At 55.5% G+C, this 19545-nt stretch carries 15 protein-coding genes and 1 riboswitch; of the genes, 4 read left to right on the top strand and 11 right to left on the bottom strand.

Features of this window, described 5'->3' with window-relative positions; all coding sequences use genetic code 11:
* Nucleotides 1-83 precede the first annotated feature (83 nt).
* The 4 genes from rluA to QEN32_RS18130 form a co-directional block, all read right to left on the bottom strand.
* Nucleotides 84-743 carry a bifunctional tRNA pseudouridine(32) synthase/23S rRNA pseudouridine(746) synthase RluA gene (gene rluA / locus QEN32_RS18145; protein ID WP_000525198.1) on the bottom strand — a complete coding sequence of 220 codons (660 nt, stop codon included), beginning with the start codon at nucleotides 741-743 and terminating at the stop codon, nucleotides 84-86.
* A gap of 11 nt (nucleotides 744-754) precedes the next feature.
* Nucleotides 755-3661, bottom strand: a complete 2907-nt coding sequence (gene rapA, locus QEN32_RS18140) for an RNA polymerase-associated protein RapA (protein WP_001116966.1) — start codon at nucleotides 3659-3661, stop codon at nucleotides 755-757.
* Between the two features lie 173 nt (nucleotides 3662-3834).
* Nucleotides 3835-6186 carry a DNA polymerase II gene (gene polB, locus QEN32_RS18135; RefSeq protein ID WP_000035714.1) on the bottom strand — a complete coding sequence of 784 codons (2352 nt, stop codon included), beginning with the start codon at nucleotides 6184-6186 and terminating at the stop codon, nucleotides 3835-3837.
* A gap of 43 nt (nucleotides 6187-6229) precedes the next feature.
* On the bottom strand, nucleotides 6230-6850 hold the full coding sequence (locus QEN32_RS18130; protein ID WP_000877512.1) for a YdcF family protein: 621 nt from the start codon (nucleotides 6848-6850) through the stop codon (nucleotides 6230-6232).
* Between the two features lie 718 nt (nucleotides 6851-7568).
* Between QEN32_RS18130 and QEN32_RS18125 the strand changes: the two genes are divergently transcribed.
* On the top strand, nucleotides 7569-7988 hold the full coding sequence (locus QEN32_RS18125; protein WP_001103155.1) for a DUF4751 family protein: 420 nt from the start codon (nucleotides 7569-7571) through the stop codon (nucleotides 7986-7988).
* A gap of 5 nt (nucleotides 7989-7993) precedes the next feature.
* Here QEN32_RS18125 and araD read toward each other — a convergent pair whose 3' ends face one another.
* The 3 genes from araD to araB all read right to left on the bottom strand — a co-directional run bounded on the left by araD (nucleotide 7994) and on the right by araB (nucleotide 12052).
* Nucleotides 7994-8689, bottom strand: a complete 696-nt coding sequence (gene araD / locus QEN32_RS18120; RefSeq protein ID WP_000888683.1) for an L-ribulose-5-phosphate 4-epimerase — start codon at nucleotides 8687-8689, stop codon at nucleotides 7994-7996.
* A gap of 140 nt (nucleotides 8690-8829) precedes the next feature.
* Nucleotides 8830-10332 carry an L-arabinose isomerase gene (araA, locus tag QEN32_RS18115; protein WP_000151693.1) on the bottom strand — a complete coding sequence of 501 codons (1503 nt, stop codon included), beginning with the start codon at nucleotides 10330-10332 and terminating at the stop codon, nucleotides 8830-8832.
* A gap of 10 nt (nucleotides 10333-10342) precedes the next feature.
* Nucleotides 10343-12052 carry a ribulokinase gene (gene araB, locus QEN32_RS18110; RefSeq protein WP_000951817.1) on the bottom strand — a complete coding sequence of 570 codons (1710 nt, stop codon included), beginning with the start codon at nucleotides 12050-12052 and terminating at the stop codon, nucleotides 10343-10345.
* Between the two features lie 340 nt (nucleotides 12053-12392).
* On the opposite strand from araB, the gene araC reads away from it, so the two are divergent.
* Both araC and QEN32_RS18100 read left to right on the top strand, forming a co-directional pair.
* Nucleotides 12393-13238 carry an arabinose operon transcriptional regulator AraC gene (araC, locus tag QEN32_RS18105; protein WP_000852385.1) on the top strand — a complete coding sequence of 282 codons (846 nt, stop codon included), beginning with the start codon at nucleotides 12393-12395 and terminating at the stop codon, nucleotides 13236-13238.
* 118 nt (nucleotides 13239-13356) lie between these two features.
* Complete coding sequence (locus QEN32_RS18100) at nucleotides 13357-14124, top strand: DedA family protein (protein WP_001148369.1); 768 nt, start codon at nucleotides 13357-13359, stop codon at nucleotides 14122-14124.
* Nucleotides 14125-14162: 38 nt separating this feature from the next.
* On the opposite strand, the gene thiQ is transcribed toward QEN32_RS18100, so the two are convergent.
* The 4 genes from thiQ to sgrR all read right to left on the bottom strand — a co-directional run bounded on the left by thiQ (nucleotide 14163) and on the right by sgrR (nucleotide 19259).
* Nucleotides 14163-14870, bottom strand: coding sequence for a thiamine ABC transporter ATP-binding protein ThiQ (gene thiQ / locus QEN32_RS18095; protein WP_000915976.1), 708 nt, complete (start codon nucleotides 14868-14870; stop codon nucleotides 14163-14165).
* Nucleotides 14854-16464, bottom strand: a complete 1611-nt coding sequence (thiP, locus tag QEN32_RS18090; protein WP_000235635.1) for a thiamine/thiamine pyrophosphate ABC transporter permease ThiP — start codon at nucleotides 16462-16464, stop codon at nucleotides 14854-14856. Before thiP ends, thiQ begins: the two co-directional genes overlap by 17 nt.
* Nucleotides 16440-17423, bottom strand: coding sequence for a thiamine ABC transporter substrate binding subunit (thiB, locus tag QEN32_RS18085; RefSeq protein WP_000915326.1), 984 nt, complete (start codon nucleotides 17421-17423; stop codon nucleotides 16440-16442). Before thiB ends, thiP begins: the two co-directional genes overlap by 25 nt.
* A gap of 31 nt (nucleotides 17424-17454) precedes the next feature.
* Nucleotides 17455-17554: riboswitch (TPP riboswitch) on the bottom strand.
* 46 nt (nucleotides 17555-17600) lie between these two features.
* Nucleotides 17601-19259, bottom strand: coding sequence for an HTH-type transcriptional regulator SgrR (gene sgrR, locus QEN32_RS18080; RefSeq protein WP_001139027.1), 1659 nt, complete (start codon nucleotides 19257-19259; stop codon nucleotides 17601-17603).
* Nucleotides 19260-19351: 92 nt separating this feature from the next.
* On the opposite strand from sgrR, the gene sgrT reads away from it, so the two are divergent.
* Nucleotides 19352-19474: a glucose uptake inhibitor SgrT gene (gene sgrT / locus QEN32_RS18075; protein ID WP_001248755.1), complete on the top strand. Its 123-nt coding sequence runs from the start codon at nucleotides 19352-19354 to the stop codon at nucleotides 19472-19474.
* Nucleotides 19475-19545: the final 71 nt, after the last annotated feature.

Genomic DNA, 19545 nt, shown 5'->3' with positions numbered 1-19545 from the left:
GATGCGGCTAGCGCCTTATCCGGCCTACGTTAATGAATGTAGGCCGGGCAAGCGAAGCGCCCCGGCATAAATTGGCTCCGAATTTAAAAATCTGCCGGGACTTTAAACGTCATGCTGGTGCCGTAAGCGGGATGGGTAATGGTCAGCATTTCGGCGTGTAACTGCAAACGCGGCGCCAGCGACAACGCTTCCGGCGAAGCGTAAAACCGATCGCCTAAAATCGGGTGGCCTAACGCCAGCATATGCACACGAAGCTGATGCGAACGTCCGGTGATCGGTTTGAGCACCACGCGGGCGGTATTATCCGCCGCAAACTCCACCACGTTATATTCCGTTTGCGCCGGTTTGCCGGTTTCATAACACACTTTCTGCTTTGGCCGGTTCGGCCAGTCGCAGATAAGCGGTAAGTCGACCAGTCCTTCCGCCGGGGAGGGATGCCCCCATACGCGCGCCACATACTGCTTTTTCGGCTCACGTTCGCGGAACTGGCGTTTTAGCTCCCGCTCCGCGGCTTTGGTCAGCGCCACTACAATCACGCCGCTGGTGGCCATATCCAGACGATGCACCGATTCTGCCTGCGGGTAGTCGCGCTGGATACGCGTCATAATGCTGTCTTTGTGCGCTTCCAGACGCCCCGGCACGGACAACAGGCCGCTGGGCTTATTGACCACCATAATGTGCTCATCCTGATACAGGATAACCAGCCAGGGTTCCTGCGGCGGATTGTAGTTTTCCATCCCCATGTACGGCTCCGTTATTGGTGCGTGACGACGATAAGACGCAGCGCGTCCAGACGCCAGCCTGCCTGATTCAGGCTTTCCAGCACCTGCTGACGGTTGCTGTCGATAGCGGCAAGTTCGTCGTCGCGAATGTTCGGGTTGACGGCGCGCAGCGCTTCCAGACGCGACAGTTCCCCGGACAGTTTTTCATCCGCCTCGCGACGCGCGTTATCAATCAGCGCTCTGGCGGACTTTTCAATCTGCGTCTCGCCCAGTTGCAAAATGGCGTGGACGTCCTGTTGCACGGCGTTCACCAGTTTGCTGCCGGTGTGGCGATTCACGGCGCTGAGCTGGCGGTTGAAGGTTTCAAACTCGACCTGGGCGGCTAGATTGTTGCCGTTTTTATCTAACAGCATACGTACCGGCGTCGGCGGCAGGAAGCGGTTCAGTTGTAGCTGTTTCGGCGCCTGCGCTTCCACGACGTAAACCAGTTCGACCAGCAGCGTGCCGACGGGCAGCGCTTTATTTTTCAACAGCGAAATGGTGCTGCTGCCGGTATCGCCGGAGAGGATCAGATCCAGTCCGTTACGGATGAGCGGATGTTCCCAGGTAATAAACTGCGCATCTTCGCGAGACAGGGCTACGTCACGTTCGAACGTGATAGTACAGCCGTCTTCCGGCAGGCCGGGGAAATCCGGCACCAACATGTGATCGGACGGCGTCAGCACGATCAGGTTGTCGCCGCGATCGTCCTGGTTAATGCCGACGATATCGAACAGGTTCATGGCGAACGCGATCAGGTTGGTGTCGTCGTCCTGTTCTTCAATGCTTTGTGCGAGCTGTTGGGCTTTTTCTCCGCCGTTGGAGTGGATCTCCAGCAGGCGGTCGCGGCCCTGTTCTAACTGGGCTTTTAGCGCTTCATGTTGTTCGCGGCAGGATTTGATCAGATCGTCAAACCCGTCGGTTTCTTCAGGCGCGGCCAGATAGTTAATCAGACTGGCGTAGGCTGAATCATAAATCGCGCGACCGGTCGGGCAGGTGTGCTCAAAGGCGTCCAGCCCTTCGTGATACCAGCGAACCAGCACCGACTGGGCGGTTTTTTCCAGGTACGGGACGTGGATCTGGATATCATGCGCCTGGCCGATACGATCCAGACGACCAATACGCTGTTCCAGCAGATCCGGGTTAAACGGCAAGTCGAACATCACCAGATTGCTGGCAAACTGGAAGTTACGTCCTTCGGAGCCGATTTCGGAACATAACAGCACCTGCGCGCCGGTATCTTCTTCGGCGAACCAGGCGGCGGCGCGGTCGCGTTCAATAATCGACATGCCCTCATGGAACACGGCGGCGCGGATGCCTTCGCGTTCGCGCAGCACCTGTTCCAGCTGTAACGCGGTGGTCGCCTTGGCGCAGATCACCAGCACTTTTTGCGAACGATGGCTGGTCAGATAGCCCATCAGCCACTCAACGCGCGGGTCGAAGTTCCACCAAGTGCCGGTATCGCCTTCGAACTCCTGATAAATTTGTTCCGGATAGAGCATATCGCGGGCGCGATCTTCCGCGCTTTTACGCGCGCCCATAATGCCGGAGACCTTAATGGCGGTCTGATACTGGGTCGGCAGCGGCAGTTTTACCGTATGCAGTTCACGTTTCGGGAACCCCTTGACGCCGTTACGGGTGTTGCGGAACAGAACGCGGCTGGTGCCGTGGCGATCCATCAGCATCGACACCAGCTCATCACGGGCGGCCTGCGCGTCGTCGCGATCGCTATTAGCGGCCTGCAACAGCGGTTCAATATCCTGTTCGCCGATCAGATCGCCCAGCCTGTTCAGTTCGTCGTTGCTGAGTTTATTGCCCGCCAGCAGCATGGCCACCGCATCAGCGACAGGGCGGTAGTTTTTCTGTTCTTCGACAAACTGTTCGAAATCGTGGAAACGGTTCGGATCGAGCAGGCGCAGACGGGCGAAATGGCTTTCCATCCCCAGCTGTTCTGGCGTGGCGGTCAGCAGCAGCACGCCCGGTACGCGTTCAGCTAATTGTTCGATGGCCATATATTCACGGCTCGGCGCATCGGTGCTCCACACCAGATGATGCGCTTCGTCGACCACCAGCAAATCCCACTCGGCGTCGCACAAATGTTCCAGACGCTGCTTATTACGGCGGGCGAAATCCAGCGAGCAGATCACCAGTTGTTCGGTTTCAAACGGGTTATACGCGTCGTGCTGCGCTTCGGTATAGCGTTCGTCATCGAACAGCGCGAAGCGCAGGTTGAAACGGCGCAGCATTTCTACCAGCCACTGGTGTTGCAGGGTTTCCGGAACGATGATCAATACGCGTTCCGCCGCGCCGGATAATAACTGTTGATGCAGAATCATCCCGGCTTCAATGGTTTTACCTAAGCCCACTTCATCCGCCAGCAGTACGCGCGGCGCGTGGCGGCGACCCACATCATGAGCGATATTAAGCTGATGCGGGATCAGATTGGTCCGCTGACCGCGCAGACCGCTGTATGGCATCCGGTACTGCTCGCTCTGAAATTTACGGGCGCGATAGCGCAGCGCGAACCGATCCATTCGATCGATTTGACCGGCGAACAGACGATCCTGGGGCTTACTGAAAACCAACTTGCTGTCGAGCAGAACTTCGCGCAACGTCACATTGGTCTCTTCGGTATCCAGGCGGGTGCCGACATAAACAAGCAGACCATTTTCTTCTTTTACTTCATCGATATGTAGCTGCCAGCCTTCATGGCTTGTAATCGTATCGCCAGGGTTGAACATGACGCGGGTCACGGGAGAATCACTGCGCGCATACAGGCGGTTTTCCCCCGTGGACGGGAAAAGTAAGGTGACGGTTCGCGCATCCATCGCAACAACGGTTCCAAGTCCCAGCTCGCTTTCTGTATCGCTGATCCAGCGTTGACCAAGTGTAAAAGGCATATGTGTTCGGCTCTATATCTTTAATTGCAGGCATTACTCGCCATTCCCAGGCGACAGCACTGGATAATTGCGAGTATACGACCCCGCTACCAGGCTAATGTGGTAGTGGCGTTAATTAGGTCCAGGAATGGAAAGGGCGCTATGGTACTGGAAGGCGGCGCTTTCGTCACGCGTCAAAATAGCCCCAGTTGCCCGGTCAGTAGTGTAGCAAAATTATCTTCAACGAAGGGAAGAATTCCTTCCGCCACGGGTTGTAGCTGGCGGGTAAGATAGTGTTCGTAATCCAGCGGCGACTGCTGGTAATCCACGGGCTCGGGGCCGTTAACAGTCCAGACATATTTTATGGCGCCGCGATTCTGATACTGCGCCGGACGACCCTGCTTCAGGTTTTGTTCATCCGCCAGCCGGGCGGCGCGAACGTGCGGCGGGATGTTACGTTGGTACTCATGTAAAGGGCGACGCAGACGCTTACGATAAACCAGCTGTGCGTCCAGTTCGCCCGCCATCAGTTTATCGATAGTCTCACGCACATAGTCTTGATAAGGTTCATTGCGAAAAACACGCAGATACAGCTCCTGTTGAAAGCGCTGCGCCAGCGGCGTCCAGTCGGTCCGCACCGTTTCCAGACCTTTAAATACCATGCGCTGGCTGTCGCCTTCCTGAATCAGGCCCGCGTAGCGTTTTTTACTGCCAGTATCCGCGCCGCGGATGGTCGGCATCAGAAAACGGCAAAAGTGGGTTTCAAACTCCAGCTCCAGCGCGCTGGTCAAATTTTGCTGTTGTAACGTCTGCGCCCACCATTCGTTCACGTGACGCACCAGCCTGTGCCCGATTTCCGCCGCATCGGCTTCTGAATGCGCGCGCCGGAGCCAGACGAAAGTGGAATCGGTATCGCCATAGATCACGTCATAACCCTGCGCCTCAATCAGCGCTTTGGTCTGGCGCATAATCGCATGACCGCGCATGGTGATTGACGACGCCAGACGGGGATCGAAAAAGCGACAGGCCGTGGTGCCGAGTACGCCATAAAAGGCGTTCATAATGATTTTAAGCGCCTGCGAGAGCGGTTTATTGCCCTGACGTTTGGCTTCATCGCGCCCGTGCCAGATTTGGCTAACAATTTCCGGCAGGCAGTGTTTTTCTCGTGAAAACCAGGCGTCAAGGAAACCTTCGGTACTGTGTTCCGGATCCGGCTGCGCCATGCCTTCGACCAGCCCGACGGGATCAATCAAAAACGTGCGGATAATCGACGGGTACAGGCTTTTATAATCCAGCACCAGTACTGAATCGTATAATCCGGGTTGTGAATCCATTACGTAGCCGCCGGGACTTGCCAGCGGCGGCACTTCGCCGAGATTGGGCGCGACATAGCCGGCGCGGTGCATTCGCGGAAAGTAAAGATGCCCGAATGCGGCGACCGAACCTCCGTGGCGATCGACCGGTAGGCCGTTGATCGTCGCGCGTTCCAGCAAAAACGGCATGATCTCGGTTTTATGGAAAATGCGCGTGACCAGCTCGCAGTCTTTCAGGTTGTAGGTGGCGAGGGCGGGTTTATCCTGGGCAAAGCGACGATCGATCTCATCCATACGATCCCAGGGATTATCAATGGATTTTCCTTCGCCGAGCAGTTCCTGCGAGACGGCTTCCAGCGAAAAAGACGAAAAATTCCAGAACGCGGATTTAAGCGCGTCGATACCATCGATAATGACTCGCCCTCTGGCCTGGGCGAAAAAAACGCCGTTTTTGAAGCCATGTTCGCGCCACTCCAGTTCGCTATTGTCTCGCCCCAGCCGTAAAGGGATACGGTAGCGTTCGGCATGTTTTTGCAGCATACGCAGGTCGAACTGCACCACGTTCCAGCCGATGATGACGTCAGGATCATGTTCGGCAAACCAGGCGTTGAGTTTTTCCAGCAACTGCGGGCGGCTGGCGACATACACAAGCTCGAAGTCCAGTTGGCGGTCATCGCCATTCGCCGGGCCCAGCATATAAACGGTACGCTGGCCGCATCCTTCCAGACCAATGCAATACAGTTCGCCGTGTCGCGTGGTTTCGATATCCAGCGAGACCCATTTTAGCGGCGGTCGATAGTCGGGGTGGGGTTTAAGACGCGCATTGCGGATAACGCCGTTGCGCATCTCGCCGTCTACCCAAACGGGCGACGTAATAAAACGCTCCATCAGGTAACGTTCCGGCGGGCGTACATCCGCTTCATAAACGGTGACGCCGTTTTCGCGCAGCAGTTTCTCCATCCGCATAAGCTGGCGGTGAGTACGGCAATACAGACCGGATACCGGCTGACGATGAAAGTCTCGCAGCTGGAGCGGCGTCAGGCGATAGTCTTTTTCCGCCTGTAGCAGCGAGGCGGCGCGGGAGGTCTGGCTGGTCGGAATAAACGCCACGGACTCTTGCGGTGCCAGCGTTGCCTGCACAGGGCCGTTGTCTGTCGCCAGCCAGAAAGAGACCTCCGTCCCTTGCGGCGTATCCCGCCAGTGCCGGGTTAAAATGAAACCTGCCTGCGCCACGATGATTACCTGTCTAAAAAATTCACGCTAATTATAACCTGTTTTAGGGGGTAATACTGTTATTTTGTACAGGCATATAACGTAAAAGCCGATATCCGCTGTAATAAAAAGTTTCTCGCAGTAAGAAGCGGGTTTGCGCCCACCAGGATTTATAGCGGGTGGATCGCGTGGGTGATGAGCGGCTATCGATACCATTATCCTGAGCGATAGTTTTCAGACGCAGCATATGCAGCGGATCGCTGACCAGTAACGCTGTGCGCCATTGTTGTTGTCGCAGGATCTGTTTTGCGTAACGAATATTTTCGCGCGTCACGGTAGAGCGCTCTTCAATAAAAATCGCCTTAGCCGGAATCCCTTTTTCCAGAACGTATTGACGGGCTATCGCCGCGTCGGAAACCGTTGCGCCAGCGCCGTAGCCGCCGGTTAATACCAACGCGCGGACAATGTGTTGTTGGTAAAGCCAGATGGCATGATCCAGTCTGGCCTGAAAAACGGGAGAAGGCGTTTTTCCGCTAACGCCTGCTCCTGCGACAATCGCGCAGTCAGCTACGCGCGTCTGGTTTTGCTGACTGAACTGATAAATAGCGATAGCGTTATGGATAAACACCGTAGCCATAATGAGAATTATGCCTGCCGCGATTCTGATGATGTAGCGATATTTCATGAATGAGTTCGTTCCCCGTGACGGGTGTAATGGATATTTTAACGATAAAATGGCTTTTAGCGTCAGATATTTTTGCTGACGTATATTTATCAATATATACCCAAAATAATTCGAGTTGCTTAAAGGCGGCAAGGGAGTGAGTCCCCAGGAGCATAGATAACTATGTGACTGGGGTGAGCGACAAATCTGCCGGGAGCAGATTTGAACGTCGCGTGCGACGGCCCGTCAGGGCAAGGCCCATGGATGGGCCGAGTAATCCGTAGCCAACACATAAGCAACTCGAAGTATGAAGGGTATAATGATGCTGGTGTAGACAGCAGATATAATTATCCTATAACTGCTAATTTTGAATCATGTTTATTTACCATTTTTACCCATGTATTAGCTGTTTTGTGTCAAGTCTGTTTTCATACATTCAGTATTTTTCAGAAAGGCGCTTGTTCGAATCTGTTACTTATTTCTCGGATTAACAAAAAAGCGATATTTTTTGTTTGTTTTAATTAATGAAAAGTGTAACAATTTCATTTGGAACATCCGCACCGTCAGGTAGAAATATAATATTCCAATTGGCCGCTATGGTTAAATAAAAATGGATTACAGTGCGAATTCGTCGGGAACTCTCTGCATAATTTAATTTTTATTTTAGAATATAATTTTATTTTGACTTTCGGGTGCGGGTGTTTTTATCAAAATTTGTGGTATTCGGGAATGATCTTTTATGAATGTGAGTATGCAGGCGCGTCTGGTAGGGAGCGACCGTTATCTTTTCGTCAATACTCAACGCGCTAACCCTTCCATAAAAACCGTGAGTCGATTTTTTGAGTATAAAACATGGACAGAACAGATTTGGCGCACCGAGATTATTGAAAACGGCAATGCTTTTTTTCACTGGCAAGGACACGACAGAAAAAACGGACATCGGGATACCATTATTAACTATCTGTTAAATGGGCAACGCTGGCAGTCAACAATCGAAGATTATATTTTCTTCCATGCGCTGGAAGGAAAAGCGTGGCAGGGACATTATGATAATATTATTGAATATGTGAGTTCTGATCATTACGTCTATCAAAGCGCATTTGCTGAATATATCACCGACCAGATTCATCAACGCGCCCCCAATGGGACGCGTTTTTAGAGGCATTACTGCCCGTAATAGGCTTTTGCGCCGTGTTTGCGTAGATAGTGTTTATCCAGCAGGGATTGCTGCATGTCGGGCAACTGCGGCGCAAGCTGGCGGCAGAAGATCCCCATATAGGCCACTTCTTCCAGCACGATGGCGTTATGCACGGCATCCTCGGCATTTTTACCCCAGGCAAACGGGCCGTGCGAATGGACAAGCACGCCGGGCATTTGAGCGGCGTCAATACCTTGTTTTTCAAAGGTTTCAACAATGACATTGCCCGTTTCCCATTCATACTCGCCATTAATTTCCGCCTCGGTCATTTTGCGAGTGCAGGGAATCGTACCGTAGAAATAGTCGGCATGGGTGGTTCCCGTCGCCGGAATCGGCTGACCCGCCTGCGCCCAGATAGTCGCGTGGCGCGAATGGGTGTGTACGATGCCGCCGATAGTCGGAAATGCCTGGTACAACAGACGGTGGGTTGGCGTATCGGACGACGGTTTCTTATGACCTTCAACGACTTCACCGCTCTCCAGACTGACCACCACCATATCGTCAGCGGTCATGACGCTATAATCGACGCCGGACGGCTTAATCACCAGTACGCCGCGTTCGCGATCGACGGCGCTGACGTTACCCCAGGTAAGGGTGACCAGGTTGTGTTTTGGCAGCGCCAGATTGGCTTCCAGTACCTGGCGTTTGAGATCTTCTAACATTGTTTTCTCCCTGCCGGATGGCGCTTCGCTTATCCGGCCTACGAGCGACGGTGTGCCGGATGGCGACATAAATGCCTTATTCGGCCTACAGGACCGTAGGCCCGGTAAACGCAGTGCCACCGGGCATTCAGACTCCACTTTTAGCGTTTTAAACCGTAATACACCTCGTTCCAGCGCAGCGCGTCCTTAAAGGCCGGCAGACGGGTATCATTATCAATTACCGCGATTTCGATATCGTGTATTTCTGCGAACTGGCGCATATCGTTCAGATCCAGCGCGTGGCTGAAGACGGTATGGTGCGCGCCGCCAGCCAGAATCCACGCTTCGGAGGCGGTCGGCAGATCCGGCTGCGCCTTCCACAGCGCGTTAGCCACCGGCAGTTTCGGCAGGGAGTGCGGCGTTTTTACGGTGTCAATGCAGTTGACCAGCAGGCGATAACGATCGCCGAGGTCGATCAGGCTGGCGACGATCGCCGGGCCGGTTTGGGTATTGAAAATCAAACGCGCCGGATCTTCCTTGCCGCCAATGCCGAGGTGCTGGACGTCGAGGATCGGTTTCTCTTCCACCGCGATGGACGGACACACTTCCAGCATGTGCGAGCCGAGCACCAGATCGTTGCCTTTCTCGAAGTGGTAGGTGTAATCCTCCATAAATGAGGTGCCGCCCTGCAGACCGGTTGACATCACTTTCATAATGCGAAGCAGAGCGGCGGTTTTCCAGTCGCCTTCGCCCGCAAAGCCGTAGCCTTGCTGCATCAGACGCTGTACGGCCAGACCCGGAAGCTGTTTCAGACCGTGTAAATCTTCAAAGGTAGTAGTGAATGCGTGGAAGCCGCCCTGTTCCAGGAAACGCTTCATACCGAGTTCAATACGCGCCGCCTCCCGCACGTTCTGGCGTTTATCGCCGTGGATTTGGGTGGCGGGCGTCAGGGTATAGCTGCTTTCATACTCGTCAATCAGAGCGTTGATATCGCCGTCGCCGATAGAATTCACCACCTGCACCAGATCGCCGACCGCCCAGGTATTGACCGAAAAGCCAAATTTGATTTGCGCGGCCACTTTATCACCGTCAGTCACTGCGACTTCACGCATATTGTCGCCGAAGCGGCAGACTTTTAGCTGGCGGGTATCCTGTTTAGAGACCGCCTGGCGCATCCAGGCGCCGATACGCGTATGGGCCTCTTTATCCTGCCAGTGACCGGTGACGACCGCGTGCTGCTGGCGCATCCGCGCGCCGATAAAACCGAACTCACGACCGCCGTGCGCAGTCTGGTTCAGGTTCATAAAGTCCATATCGATGCTGTCCCACGGCAGGGCGGCGTTAAATTGGGTATGGAATTGCAGTAGTGGTTTGTTAAGGATACTCAGCCCGTTGATCCACATTTTGGCCGGGGAGAAGGTGTGCAGCCAGACCACCAGCCCTGCGCAGCGATCGTCATAATTGGCGTCACGACAAATGGCGGTAATCTCATCCGGCGAGGTGCCCAGCGGTTTTAATACCAGTTTACATGGCAGTTTGGCTTCGGTATTCAGCGCGTTGACCACATGCTCGGCATGTTGAGTGACCTGACGCAGGGTTTCTGCGCCATACAAATGCTGGCTGCCAATCACAAACCATACTTCATAATTATCAAAAATCGTCATTGTCGTGTCCTTAATGAGTCAGGATTGCCTGATTGGCCGGGGTCGTTGGCGCCGGCGCGGCAGTCGGAAGATAATGTTGTTCTGCGCTTAGCGCCCACTGCTGGTAGCGGCGGTAAAGCTGTTCGAGGCGTTGCGCCTGTTCAGGGCGGGGACGCAGAGTGCGTTCTACCGCGCTTGCCATGCTTTGCTGGGCGGCAGGAATATCGGCATGGACTTTCGCAGCGACGGCGGCAAAGATAGCGGCGCCTAATGCGCAACACTGGTCGGAAGCGACGATCTGCAACGGACGATTCAGTACGTCGCAGCAGACCTGCATAATGACCTGATTTTTACGGGCGATGCCGCCAAGCGCCATCACGTTATTGACCGCGATACCTTGATCGGTAAAACACTCCTGAATGGCGCGCGCGCCGAAGGCGGTCGAGGCGACCAGACCGCCAAACAGCGCTGGCGCGTCGGTGGCGAGATTGAGATCGGTAATGACGCCTTTCAGACGCTGATTAGCATTGGGCGTGCGGCGACCGTTAAACCAGTCGAGCACCACCGGCAGGTGATCCAGGGACGGATTTTTCGCCCAGGCGTCGGTGAGCGCTGGCAGTAGCTGCTTCTGGCTGGCGTTAATCTGGGTTTTCAGTTCCGGGTGCTGCGCGGCAAGTTGTTCCAGCGGCCAGCTCAACACGCGGCTAAACCAGGCGTAGATGTCGCCGAAAGCGGACTGGCCCGCTTCCAGACCGATAAAGTTCGGCACCACGCTGCCGTCAACCTGACCGCAAATGCCTTTCACGGCGCGATCCCCGACGCTCTGTTTATCCGCAATCAGAATGTCGCAGGTAGACGTGCCGATGACTTTTACCAGCGTATTGGGCTGTGCGCCCGCGCCGACCGCGCCCATGTGACAGTCGAACGCGCCGCCGGAAATCACCACGCTTTCCGGCAAGCCGAGGCGCTGCGCCCATTCGGCGCACAGGGTGCCCACGGGCAGATCGGCGGTGAAGGTTTCGCTAAATAACGGGTAGCGCAGATGACGGTTAATGCACGGATCGAGTTCATCAAAGAAGCTCGCGGGCGGCAGACCGCCCCAGCTTTCATGCCACAGTGTTTTGTGCCCGGCGCTGCAGCGGCCACGGCGGATATCTTGCGGGCGAGTGGTGCCGGAAAGCAGCGCCGGCACCCAGTCACACAGTTCAATCCACGAGACGGCGGCCTGCGCGACGGCGCTATCCTGACGGGTGACGTGCAGAATCTTCGCCCAGAACCATTCGCTGGAGTAAATGCCGCCAATATAGCGGGAGTAGTCGACCTTACCTGGCTTATGACACAGACGAGTGATTTCGTCGGCCTCTTCCACGGCGGTGTGATCTTTCCACAGCACAAACATCGCATTCGGGTTCTCGGCGAACTCCGGACGCAGCGCCAGGACGTTACCGTCGGCGTCAATCGGCGCTGGCGTAGAACCGGTGCTGTCAACGCCAATGCCAACGACATTTGCGCGTTGCGCGGCGCTTAATTGTGCCAGAACGGCTTTCAGCGCGGCCTCCATTGACTCCATGTAGTCGCGCGGATGATGACGGAACTGGTTGTTCGGGCCGTCGCAATAACGGCCTTCTTGCCAGCGCGGATACCACTCTACGCTGGTGGCGATCTCGTCGCCGGTGGCGCAGTCCACTGCCAGAGCGCGCACTGAATCACTGCCAAAATCGAGGCCAATTGCAATTGCCATCGTCTTACTCCATCCAGAAAAACAGGTATGGAGAAACAGTAGAGAGTCGCGGCAAAAACCGTCAGGCAGGATCCGCTAATCTTATGGACAAAAATGCTAATGCTTTGCAAAGTGTGACGCTGTGCAAATATTCAATGTGGACATTCCAGCCATAGTTATAGACACTTCTGTTACTTAATTTTATCGCCTGAACTGTACGCTTTTGTTACAAAGCGCTTTTCACAAGCGGGGTTGATACGTGCTTTCATCAAGCGCAAGGTCTTGCGGAGACGTAAGCACTGTCGTCCTGGTCAATATGGACAATTTGTTTCTTCTCTGAACATCGGGGGGTAGAGAAATCATGGCTGAAACGCAAAATGATCCGCTATTGCCGGGATATTCATTTAATGCCCATCTGGTCGCCGGACTGACGCCAATTGAAGCGAATGGATATCTGGATTTTTTTATCGATCGTCCATTGGGCATGAAGGGATATATTCTTAACCTGACCATCCGCGGAGAGGGCGTCATTAATAATAATGGCGAGCAGTTTGTGTGTCGGCCTGGCGATATATTATTGTTTCCGCCGGGCGAGATTCATCACTATGGACGGCATCCGGACGCCAGCGAGTGGTATCACCAGTGGGTTTATTTCCGGCCTCGCGCCTACTGGCAGGAGTGGCTGACCTGGCCGACAATCTTTGCCCAGACAGGATTTTTCCGCCCGGACGAGGCGCGCCAGCCGCATTTCAGCGAACTGTTCGGGCAGATCATCAGCGCCGGGCAAGGGGAAGGTCGCTATTCTGAGCTACTGGCGATCAATCTGCTGGAGCAGCTGTTGCTCAGACGTATGGCGGTAATTAATGAGTCGTTGCATCCGCCGATGGATAGCCGTGTGCGCGATGCCTGCCAGTATATCAGCGACCATCTCGCGGACAGTCATTTTGATATCGCCAGCGTCGCCCAGCATGTCTGCCTGTCGCCCTCCCGGTTATCGCATCTGTTCCGCCAGCAGTTAGGCATTAGCGTATTGAGCTGGCGCGAAGATCAGCGTATCAGCCAGGCGAAACTTCTGCTTAGCACTACGCGAATGCCGATAGCGTCCGTTGGGCGCAATGTTGGATTTGACGATCAGCTCTATTTTTCGCGGGTATTTAAAAAATGCACCGGGGCAAGTCCTAGCGAGTTCAGGGCCGGATGTGAATAAAAAGTGAATGATGTGTCCACAAAGATGTCATAAGCCGTAACTATTCGGATAATTGACGGCTTGACGAAGGGGGACGGGGTAAGCAGAATCCCTGCTTCATCACGCTGACGGACACACTATGCAAGCACTGCTGGAACACTTTATCACCCAATCCACTCTGTATTCGCTTATCGCCGTGTTGCTGGTCGCCTTCCTGGAATCGCTGGCGCTGGTGGGGTTGATTTTACCCGGCACGGTACTGATGGCGGGGCTGGGCGCGCTTATCGGCAGCGGTGAGCTCAATTTTTGGCATGCCTGGCTGGTGGGTATTATCGGCTGTCTGATGGGCGACTGGATTTCGTTCTGGCTGGGGTGGCGCTTTAAAAAGCCGCTACACCGCTGGTCTTTTATGAAAAAGAACAAGTCGCTGCTGGATAAAACCGAACACGCGCTGCATCAGCACAGTATGTTCACGATCCTGGTCGGACGTTTTGTCGGTCCGACGAGGCCGCTGGTGCCGATGGTGGCAGGGATGCTGGATCTTCCCGTGGCGAAATTTATTGGGCCGAACTTGATTGGCTGTTTGCTGTGGCCGCCGTTTTATTTCCTGCCGGGCATTCTGGCGGGAGCGGCAATCGATATTCCTTCCGATATGCAGAGCGGAGATTTCAAATGGCTGCTGCTGGCGACGGCGTTGCTGCTGTGGGTCGGAGGCTGGCTATGCTGGCGGCTGTGGCGCAGCGGCAAAGCGGCAGTCGATCGTTTAACCGCGTATTTCCCCCGCAGCCGTTTGCTGTATCTGGCGCCGTTGACGCTCGGGATCGGCGTGGTCGCGCTGGTGGTGCTGGTTCGCCACCCGCTGATGCCGGTATATATCGATATTCTGCGCAAAGTTGTGGGTTACTAACGATTCCTTTGCCGGATGGCGGCTTCGCCTTATCCGGCCTACAAAATATGGGATTTGATGCCCAATAGCGCTGAGGCGCTGGCTTGACCGCTTAGTAGCTCGTCTGTTTTGCCTTGCCACGCAATGCGTCCGTCGGCCACGACGATTGACCGGGGCGCAATTCGCGCCGCATCTTCCACGCTGTGCGAGACCATCAACAGCGTGAGCTGTCGCTCGCGGCAGATATCGCTGACCAACGTCAGCATCTCCTGGCGCAGCGCGGGATCGAGCGCGGAGAACGGTTCATCCAGCAGCAGTACCGGCTGTTCACGTACCAGGCAGCGCGCCAGCGCTACCCGCTGACGCTGGCCGCCGGACAGTTCGCCCGGTAAACGCGTCATCAGGCTCTCAATGCCCATCTGACGTGCGATAGCGTCCCGTTTTTCCCGCTGGCTGGCGTTGAGCGTTAACCCAGGGTTTAGCCCCAGACCGATATTTTGCTGCACATTCAGGTGGCTGAATAAATTATTCTCCTGAAACAGCATTGAGACCGGACGGCGTGAGGGCGGCGTAAGCGTATGATCTTCGCCGGCAATCAGTAGCGTACCGCTGGCAGGCGCAAGAAAACCGGCAATTAAATTCAACAGCGTGCTTTTCCCCGCGCCGCTGGGGCCAAGAATCGCCACCTGCTCGCCGCGTTCTACCGCCAGCGTAAAACGCATCGGCAAATGATGGTAAAGCCAGGTGATATCAATCAGTTTTAGCATGTCGGCCCGGTAGTTTCTCTATGAGGGTAAATAACGTAAAGCAGAGCAGCAGCAGTATCAGCGCGGTCACCGCGCCGTCCTGGCTGCGGTAGGAGCCGATCTGCTGATACAGATAAAACGGCAGCGTGCGGAAATTGTCATTGCCGAAAAGCGCGACGACGCCAAAATCACCGATAGAAAGTACGCAGGCAAACGCCAGCGCCTGCGCCAGCGGACGTTTCAGCGCCCGCAGTTCCACGACCTTTAACCGCGACCAGCCTTCAATTCCTAATGACTGGCACAGCATTCCATAACGGGCGGTAATATCGCGCATTGGGTTTTCCAGGACTTTTAGCGCGTAGGGGATTGCCATCAGCGCATTGGTGAAAATCACGATGCCGTCGGCGGATTCCGGTAAGCCAACGCTGTTATTGAGCAGTAAAAAGAAGCCTGTCGCCAGCACGATCCCCGGCATCGCGAGGATCAACATTCCGCTGAGTTCCAGCGTTTGTCCGGCGAATAGTTGCTGGCGTTGGCGTAGCTCGCGGCTACTCCACAGCAGCATCATGGTCAGCACCACACACAGAACGCCCGCCGCCAGCGCAATGCGTAGCGATGTCCAGACAGCCTGCCACAGAATGGGTTGCGCCAGCACCTCCGGCAGGCTGCGGTTGACGCCATCGACCACCACGGCGACCAGCGGCGGAAGCAGCAGCAGCAGCGCCAGCACGATTAATAAGGCGTCCGTCAGACGGCTGTGGAGACGATCGTCAGGATCGCGCCAGCCCTGCGTCAGCGTCATCCCCGGCGCAATCGCTTTGCTCAGCCGTTGGCTTAGCAGTACCAGCGCCAGGCAGCAGACCATCTGGATTAATGCCAGCATCGCCGCGCGGGCGGGATCGTAGTCATAACTGAGCGCCTGAAAGATAGCCAGTTCGATAGTGGTGGCCTGCGGGCCGCCGCCGAGTGACAGAACCGTTGCGAAACTGGCGAAGCAGAGCATAAAAATCAGCGCCGCGACGGGCGGAATTTGGCGGCGCAGCCACGGCCATTCGACAAAACGGAAAAAATGCCAGCCGCGCATACCGAGCTGGGCGGCGAGCTGGCGCTGCTCGCCGGGAATGCTTTCCAAAGATTGCAGCAACAAACGGCTCGCCATTGGCAGGTTAAAAAAGACGTGCGCCAGTAAAATGCCCTGCAAGCCGTAGGGGGAGAATGTCCACTGAAGCCCCAGCATCTGCCACAGCGAGGCCAGCCAGCCCTGACGGCCATACACGCTAAGAATGCCGAACACGGCAACCAGTACCGGCAGAATCAGCGTCATGGCGCACAGACGCAGCAGCGCCAGACGTCCAGGAAAACGGCGTCGATAAAGCGCGCGGGCGAGAAAAACCGCCGGGACCACAGACAGCACTGCGGACAGAAACGCCTGCCAGAATGAGAAGCGCACCACATGCCACAGGTAGCTATCCCGCCAGATTGTCGACCACGCGCCCGACGGCGCGTTCAGCCAAAGCGCCAGAAAGGCCGCCAGCGAGACGGTTATCATCAGCGCGGCGGCGCACAGCCCCGGAATCAGCCAGCCGGGAATTAACGGCTGACGGCGCGTTGCCATTCGCTAATCCATGCCTGGCGTTGTGCTGCCACTTGTTGCGGCGTGAATTCCAGCGTTGTGGCGGGTTTGGCCAATGATTCAAACCCTGCGGGTAAGGCGACGTCCGCTACCGGGTACATCCAGTTGCCGGTGGGTATGGCGTTCTGAAACGCCGGAGAAACCATAAATTTGAGGAATTTCTCCGCCAGTTCCGGCTGCTTACTGGCGACGGTACGCGCCGCGACCTCTACCTGTAAGTAATGGCCTTCGCTGAAGTTCGCGGCGGCGTAATTGTCCTTCTTCTCTTCAATAATGTGATACGCCGGAGAGGTGGTGTAACTGAGCACCAAATCGCTTTCACCTTTCAGAAATAAACCGTAGGCCTCGCTCCAGCCTTTCGTCACCGTCACCGTTTTGGCCGCCAGTTTTTGCCAGGCCTGCGGCGCGTTATCGCCATAGACTTTGCGCATCCACAGTAACAGCCCCAGCCCTGGCGTACTGGTACGCGGGTCCTGATAAATCACCCGCCATTTTTGATCGCTCTCGACCAGTTCTTTCAGGCTTTTCGGCGGATTTTTCAGCTTGCTTTTATCGTAGACAAAGGCGAAATAGCCGTAATCGAACGGCACAAATGTGTCGTTTTTCCAGCCGCCGGGCACCTTGACCGCCTCATTCGCCACGCCGCTTTTGGCAAAGAGCTTAGTTTGCGTGGCCGCTTCCAGCAGATTGTTGTCCAGCCCCAACACCACATCGGCTTTGCTGTTCTTCCCCTCCATCCGCAGGCGGTTGAGCAGCGAAACGCCATCCTCCAGCGCCACCAGTTTCAGCTCGCAGTTGCAATCGGCTTCAAACGCTTTTTTCACCGCCGGGCCTGGCCCCCAGTCGGCGGCGAACGAGTCGTAGGTATAGACGGTGAGAACGGGTTTGGCGAAAGCAGGCGCCGCGCACAGGAGTAAAAGCGGAAGATATTTTTTTAACACTTTGCACCTCAGTTAAAGAGTGGCAAAGGACTTGAGAGGTAGCCTCAAATCCCTTCGCCGGCATTATCCGGATCAGGTTCGACGGGTATTTTCTCAGCGCGCGCATGAGCGCGGCACCCCGTTGAGTTCGGCGTTAGTGTAGTGATTTTGTTGCCGGGCAGCAATCAAGAGCTGGCGTTAAGGATCTGGCGGCGCAAACCACGCCGATTTAAAATCAAACCAGCCGAGGGTATTCATGCGCAGCCCGCGCATACTGCGCTGTCCCTGGATAATCAGCCAGTGGTGGATCAACGGCACAATCGCTTTGTTGGTCAGCAGCTGCTGGCACCAGTTCGCCAGGTTCATCTCGCCAGCGCGCCACTGCGCGGCGTCGCCCTGCCAGTCGCGCGGAATGCAGTTCTGCAAGAGCGGTACTTCGCACAGGTGCGCGAACAGCGAGAAATCCAGCGGCAGCGTAAAGTTAGCGCTATTGAGCCAGATATCGCTTTCGATGTCGCCGGCGTGCCATTGATCGTAGTCGATCTCCTGAATATGCAGATGCACCTGATGTTCAGCCAGAAGCGCGCTCATGATACGGGCGATAACCCGGTGCTCAATGTGTTCGCGATAGAAGGTCAGCGTGAGGGTTTCCAGACCGGCGGGTTTTTCGCCCGGGCCTGGACGGGCGTGATGCCAGCGCGGTAAAAGCCCATAGGCCGGGAACCAGAGCTGCTGTAGCGGTTCATCGGCATGATAGAGTAAATTGGTGGGGGAGAGGACGTGGCTTACCCATTCTCTGACCTGCGGATGCGCGCCGCGCGGCGTTCTGGCGTCGAATAGCAGGTAATAGCACCCCTCTTCCAGTCGGCTTTCTATCGCTTTTTCACCGCCTTGTATCGGCCCTTCCAGCATCAAGCCGCAGGCCGGTTCTTCACTGATATCCGGCAGTACCCAGACGTTCACTTCGTCTATCAACGCCCGATAGCCGAAGTAATCATCAAAGGCGAGTATCTTGAGTTGGTTCGGCGTATTACGCCGCACGGCATAAGGCCCGGTGCCGATAGGGTGGCTGGCGAAATTAGCCAGCGTTTCCCACTCCCGCGGCAAAATCATCGCCGGGACCTGGCCCAGCAGCCACGGCAACCAGCGATCCGGCTGGGAAAGATGAATATCCAGCGTCCACGCGGTAGGGGAGTCTATCTTTGTGATGTGCGAGTAAAGCGGAAGCGTATTGATACGCGTCAGCGAGGCGATGACATCTTCCATCTCCAGCTCGCGGCCATGATGAAAATGAATGCCAGGGCGCAGGTAGAAGCGCCACAGTAAAGGGGAAATTTGCTGCCAGTGGTGGGCAATGTCCGCTTCCAGTTCCCCGTTTTCCTCATTTACCCGCGTGAGCGAACTGAAAATTTGCCGGGCAATATGGGTTTCCGAGCGACGTAATGCGGTTCCCGGCAGGAGATTGTGCATCGGACGATAGTAAAGAACCCGCAGAATATGCCGCCCCTGGCGGAAGCTGCGTCCCAGATGGGAAATCAGCATTTGCCTGACAGCGCTTTTATCGCCGACCAGTTGTACCAGTTGATCGATTCGATCTTGTTCCAGCAGGTCTTCCGCCCGCTGCTGTTGCAGCGCCAGTCCGGTATACAGGAACGTCAGACGCGAACGCTTTCCGCGTCCAACCTCGGCCTCCCATGTTAGCCAACCGCGCGCCTGCATCGTATTTAGCAGCGTACGCATATGGCGACGCGAACAGTTCAGCAGATCCGCCAGCTCATTAAGCGTGGTGTCTTGCGTTTTACCGTCACAACATTGCCAGAGACGGATAAATTGTTGTTGCAGGCGACCTGAGGGCATAAAAGGGGAACTCCGATGAAAAACTCAGCAATTTTATTATCCCTATATTAGGCCAATAATATCTTTCGATGAAGCAAGAGGAAGAGGTCACTATGCGCCAGTTCTGGTTGAGATATTTTGCCGCGACGGAAAAAACGTCCTGGCTGGCTTGCCTGAGCGCGCCGCAGCGCTTAAAAATGCTCGCGGAACTGATGCAGTGGGAGGCGACCGATTGAAGCCAATTGCAGACATCATGTGTGACTGAGTATTGGTGTAGGCGATAGCCTAAAATCACCCGCCAGCAGAT

This window comes from Salmonella sp. SA14318 (assembly GCF_029866905.1).
Taxonomy (GTDB): Bacteria; Pseudomonadota; Gammaproteobacteria; order Enterobacterales; family Enterobacteriaceae; genus Salmonella; species Salmonella enterica.
Note: the sequence above shows the minus strand (reverse complement) of the source record. Positions and strands in the feature narration are given on the sequence as shown.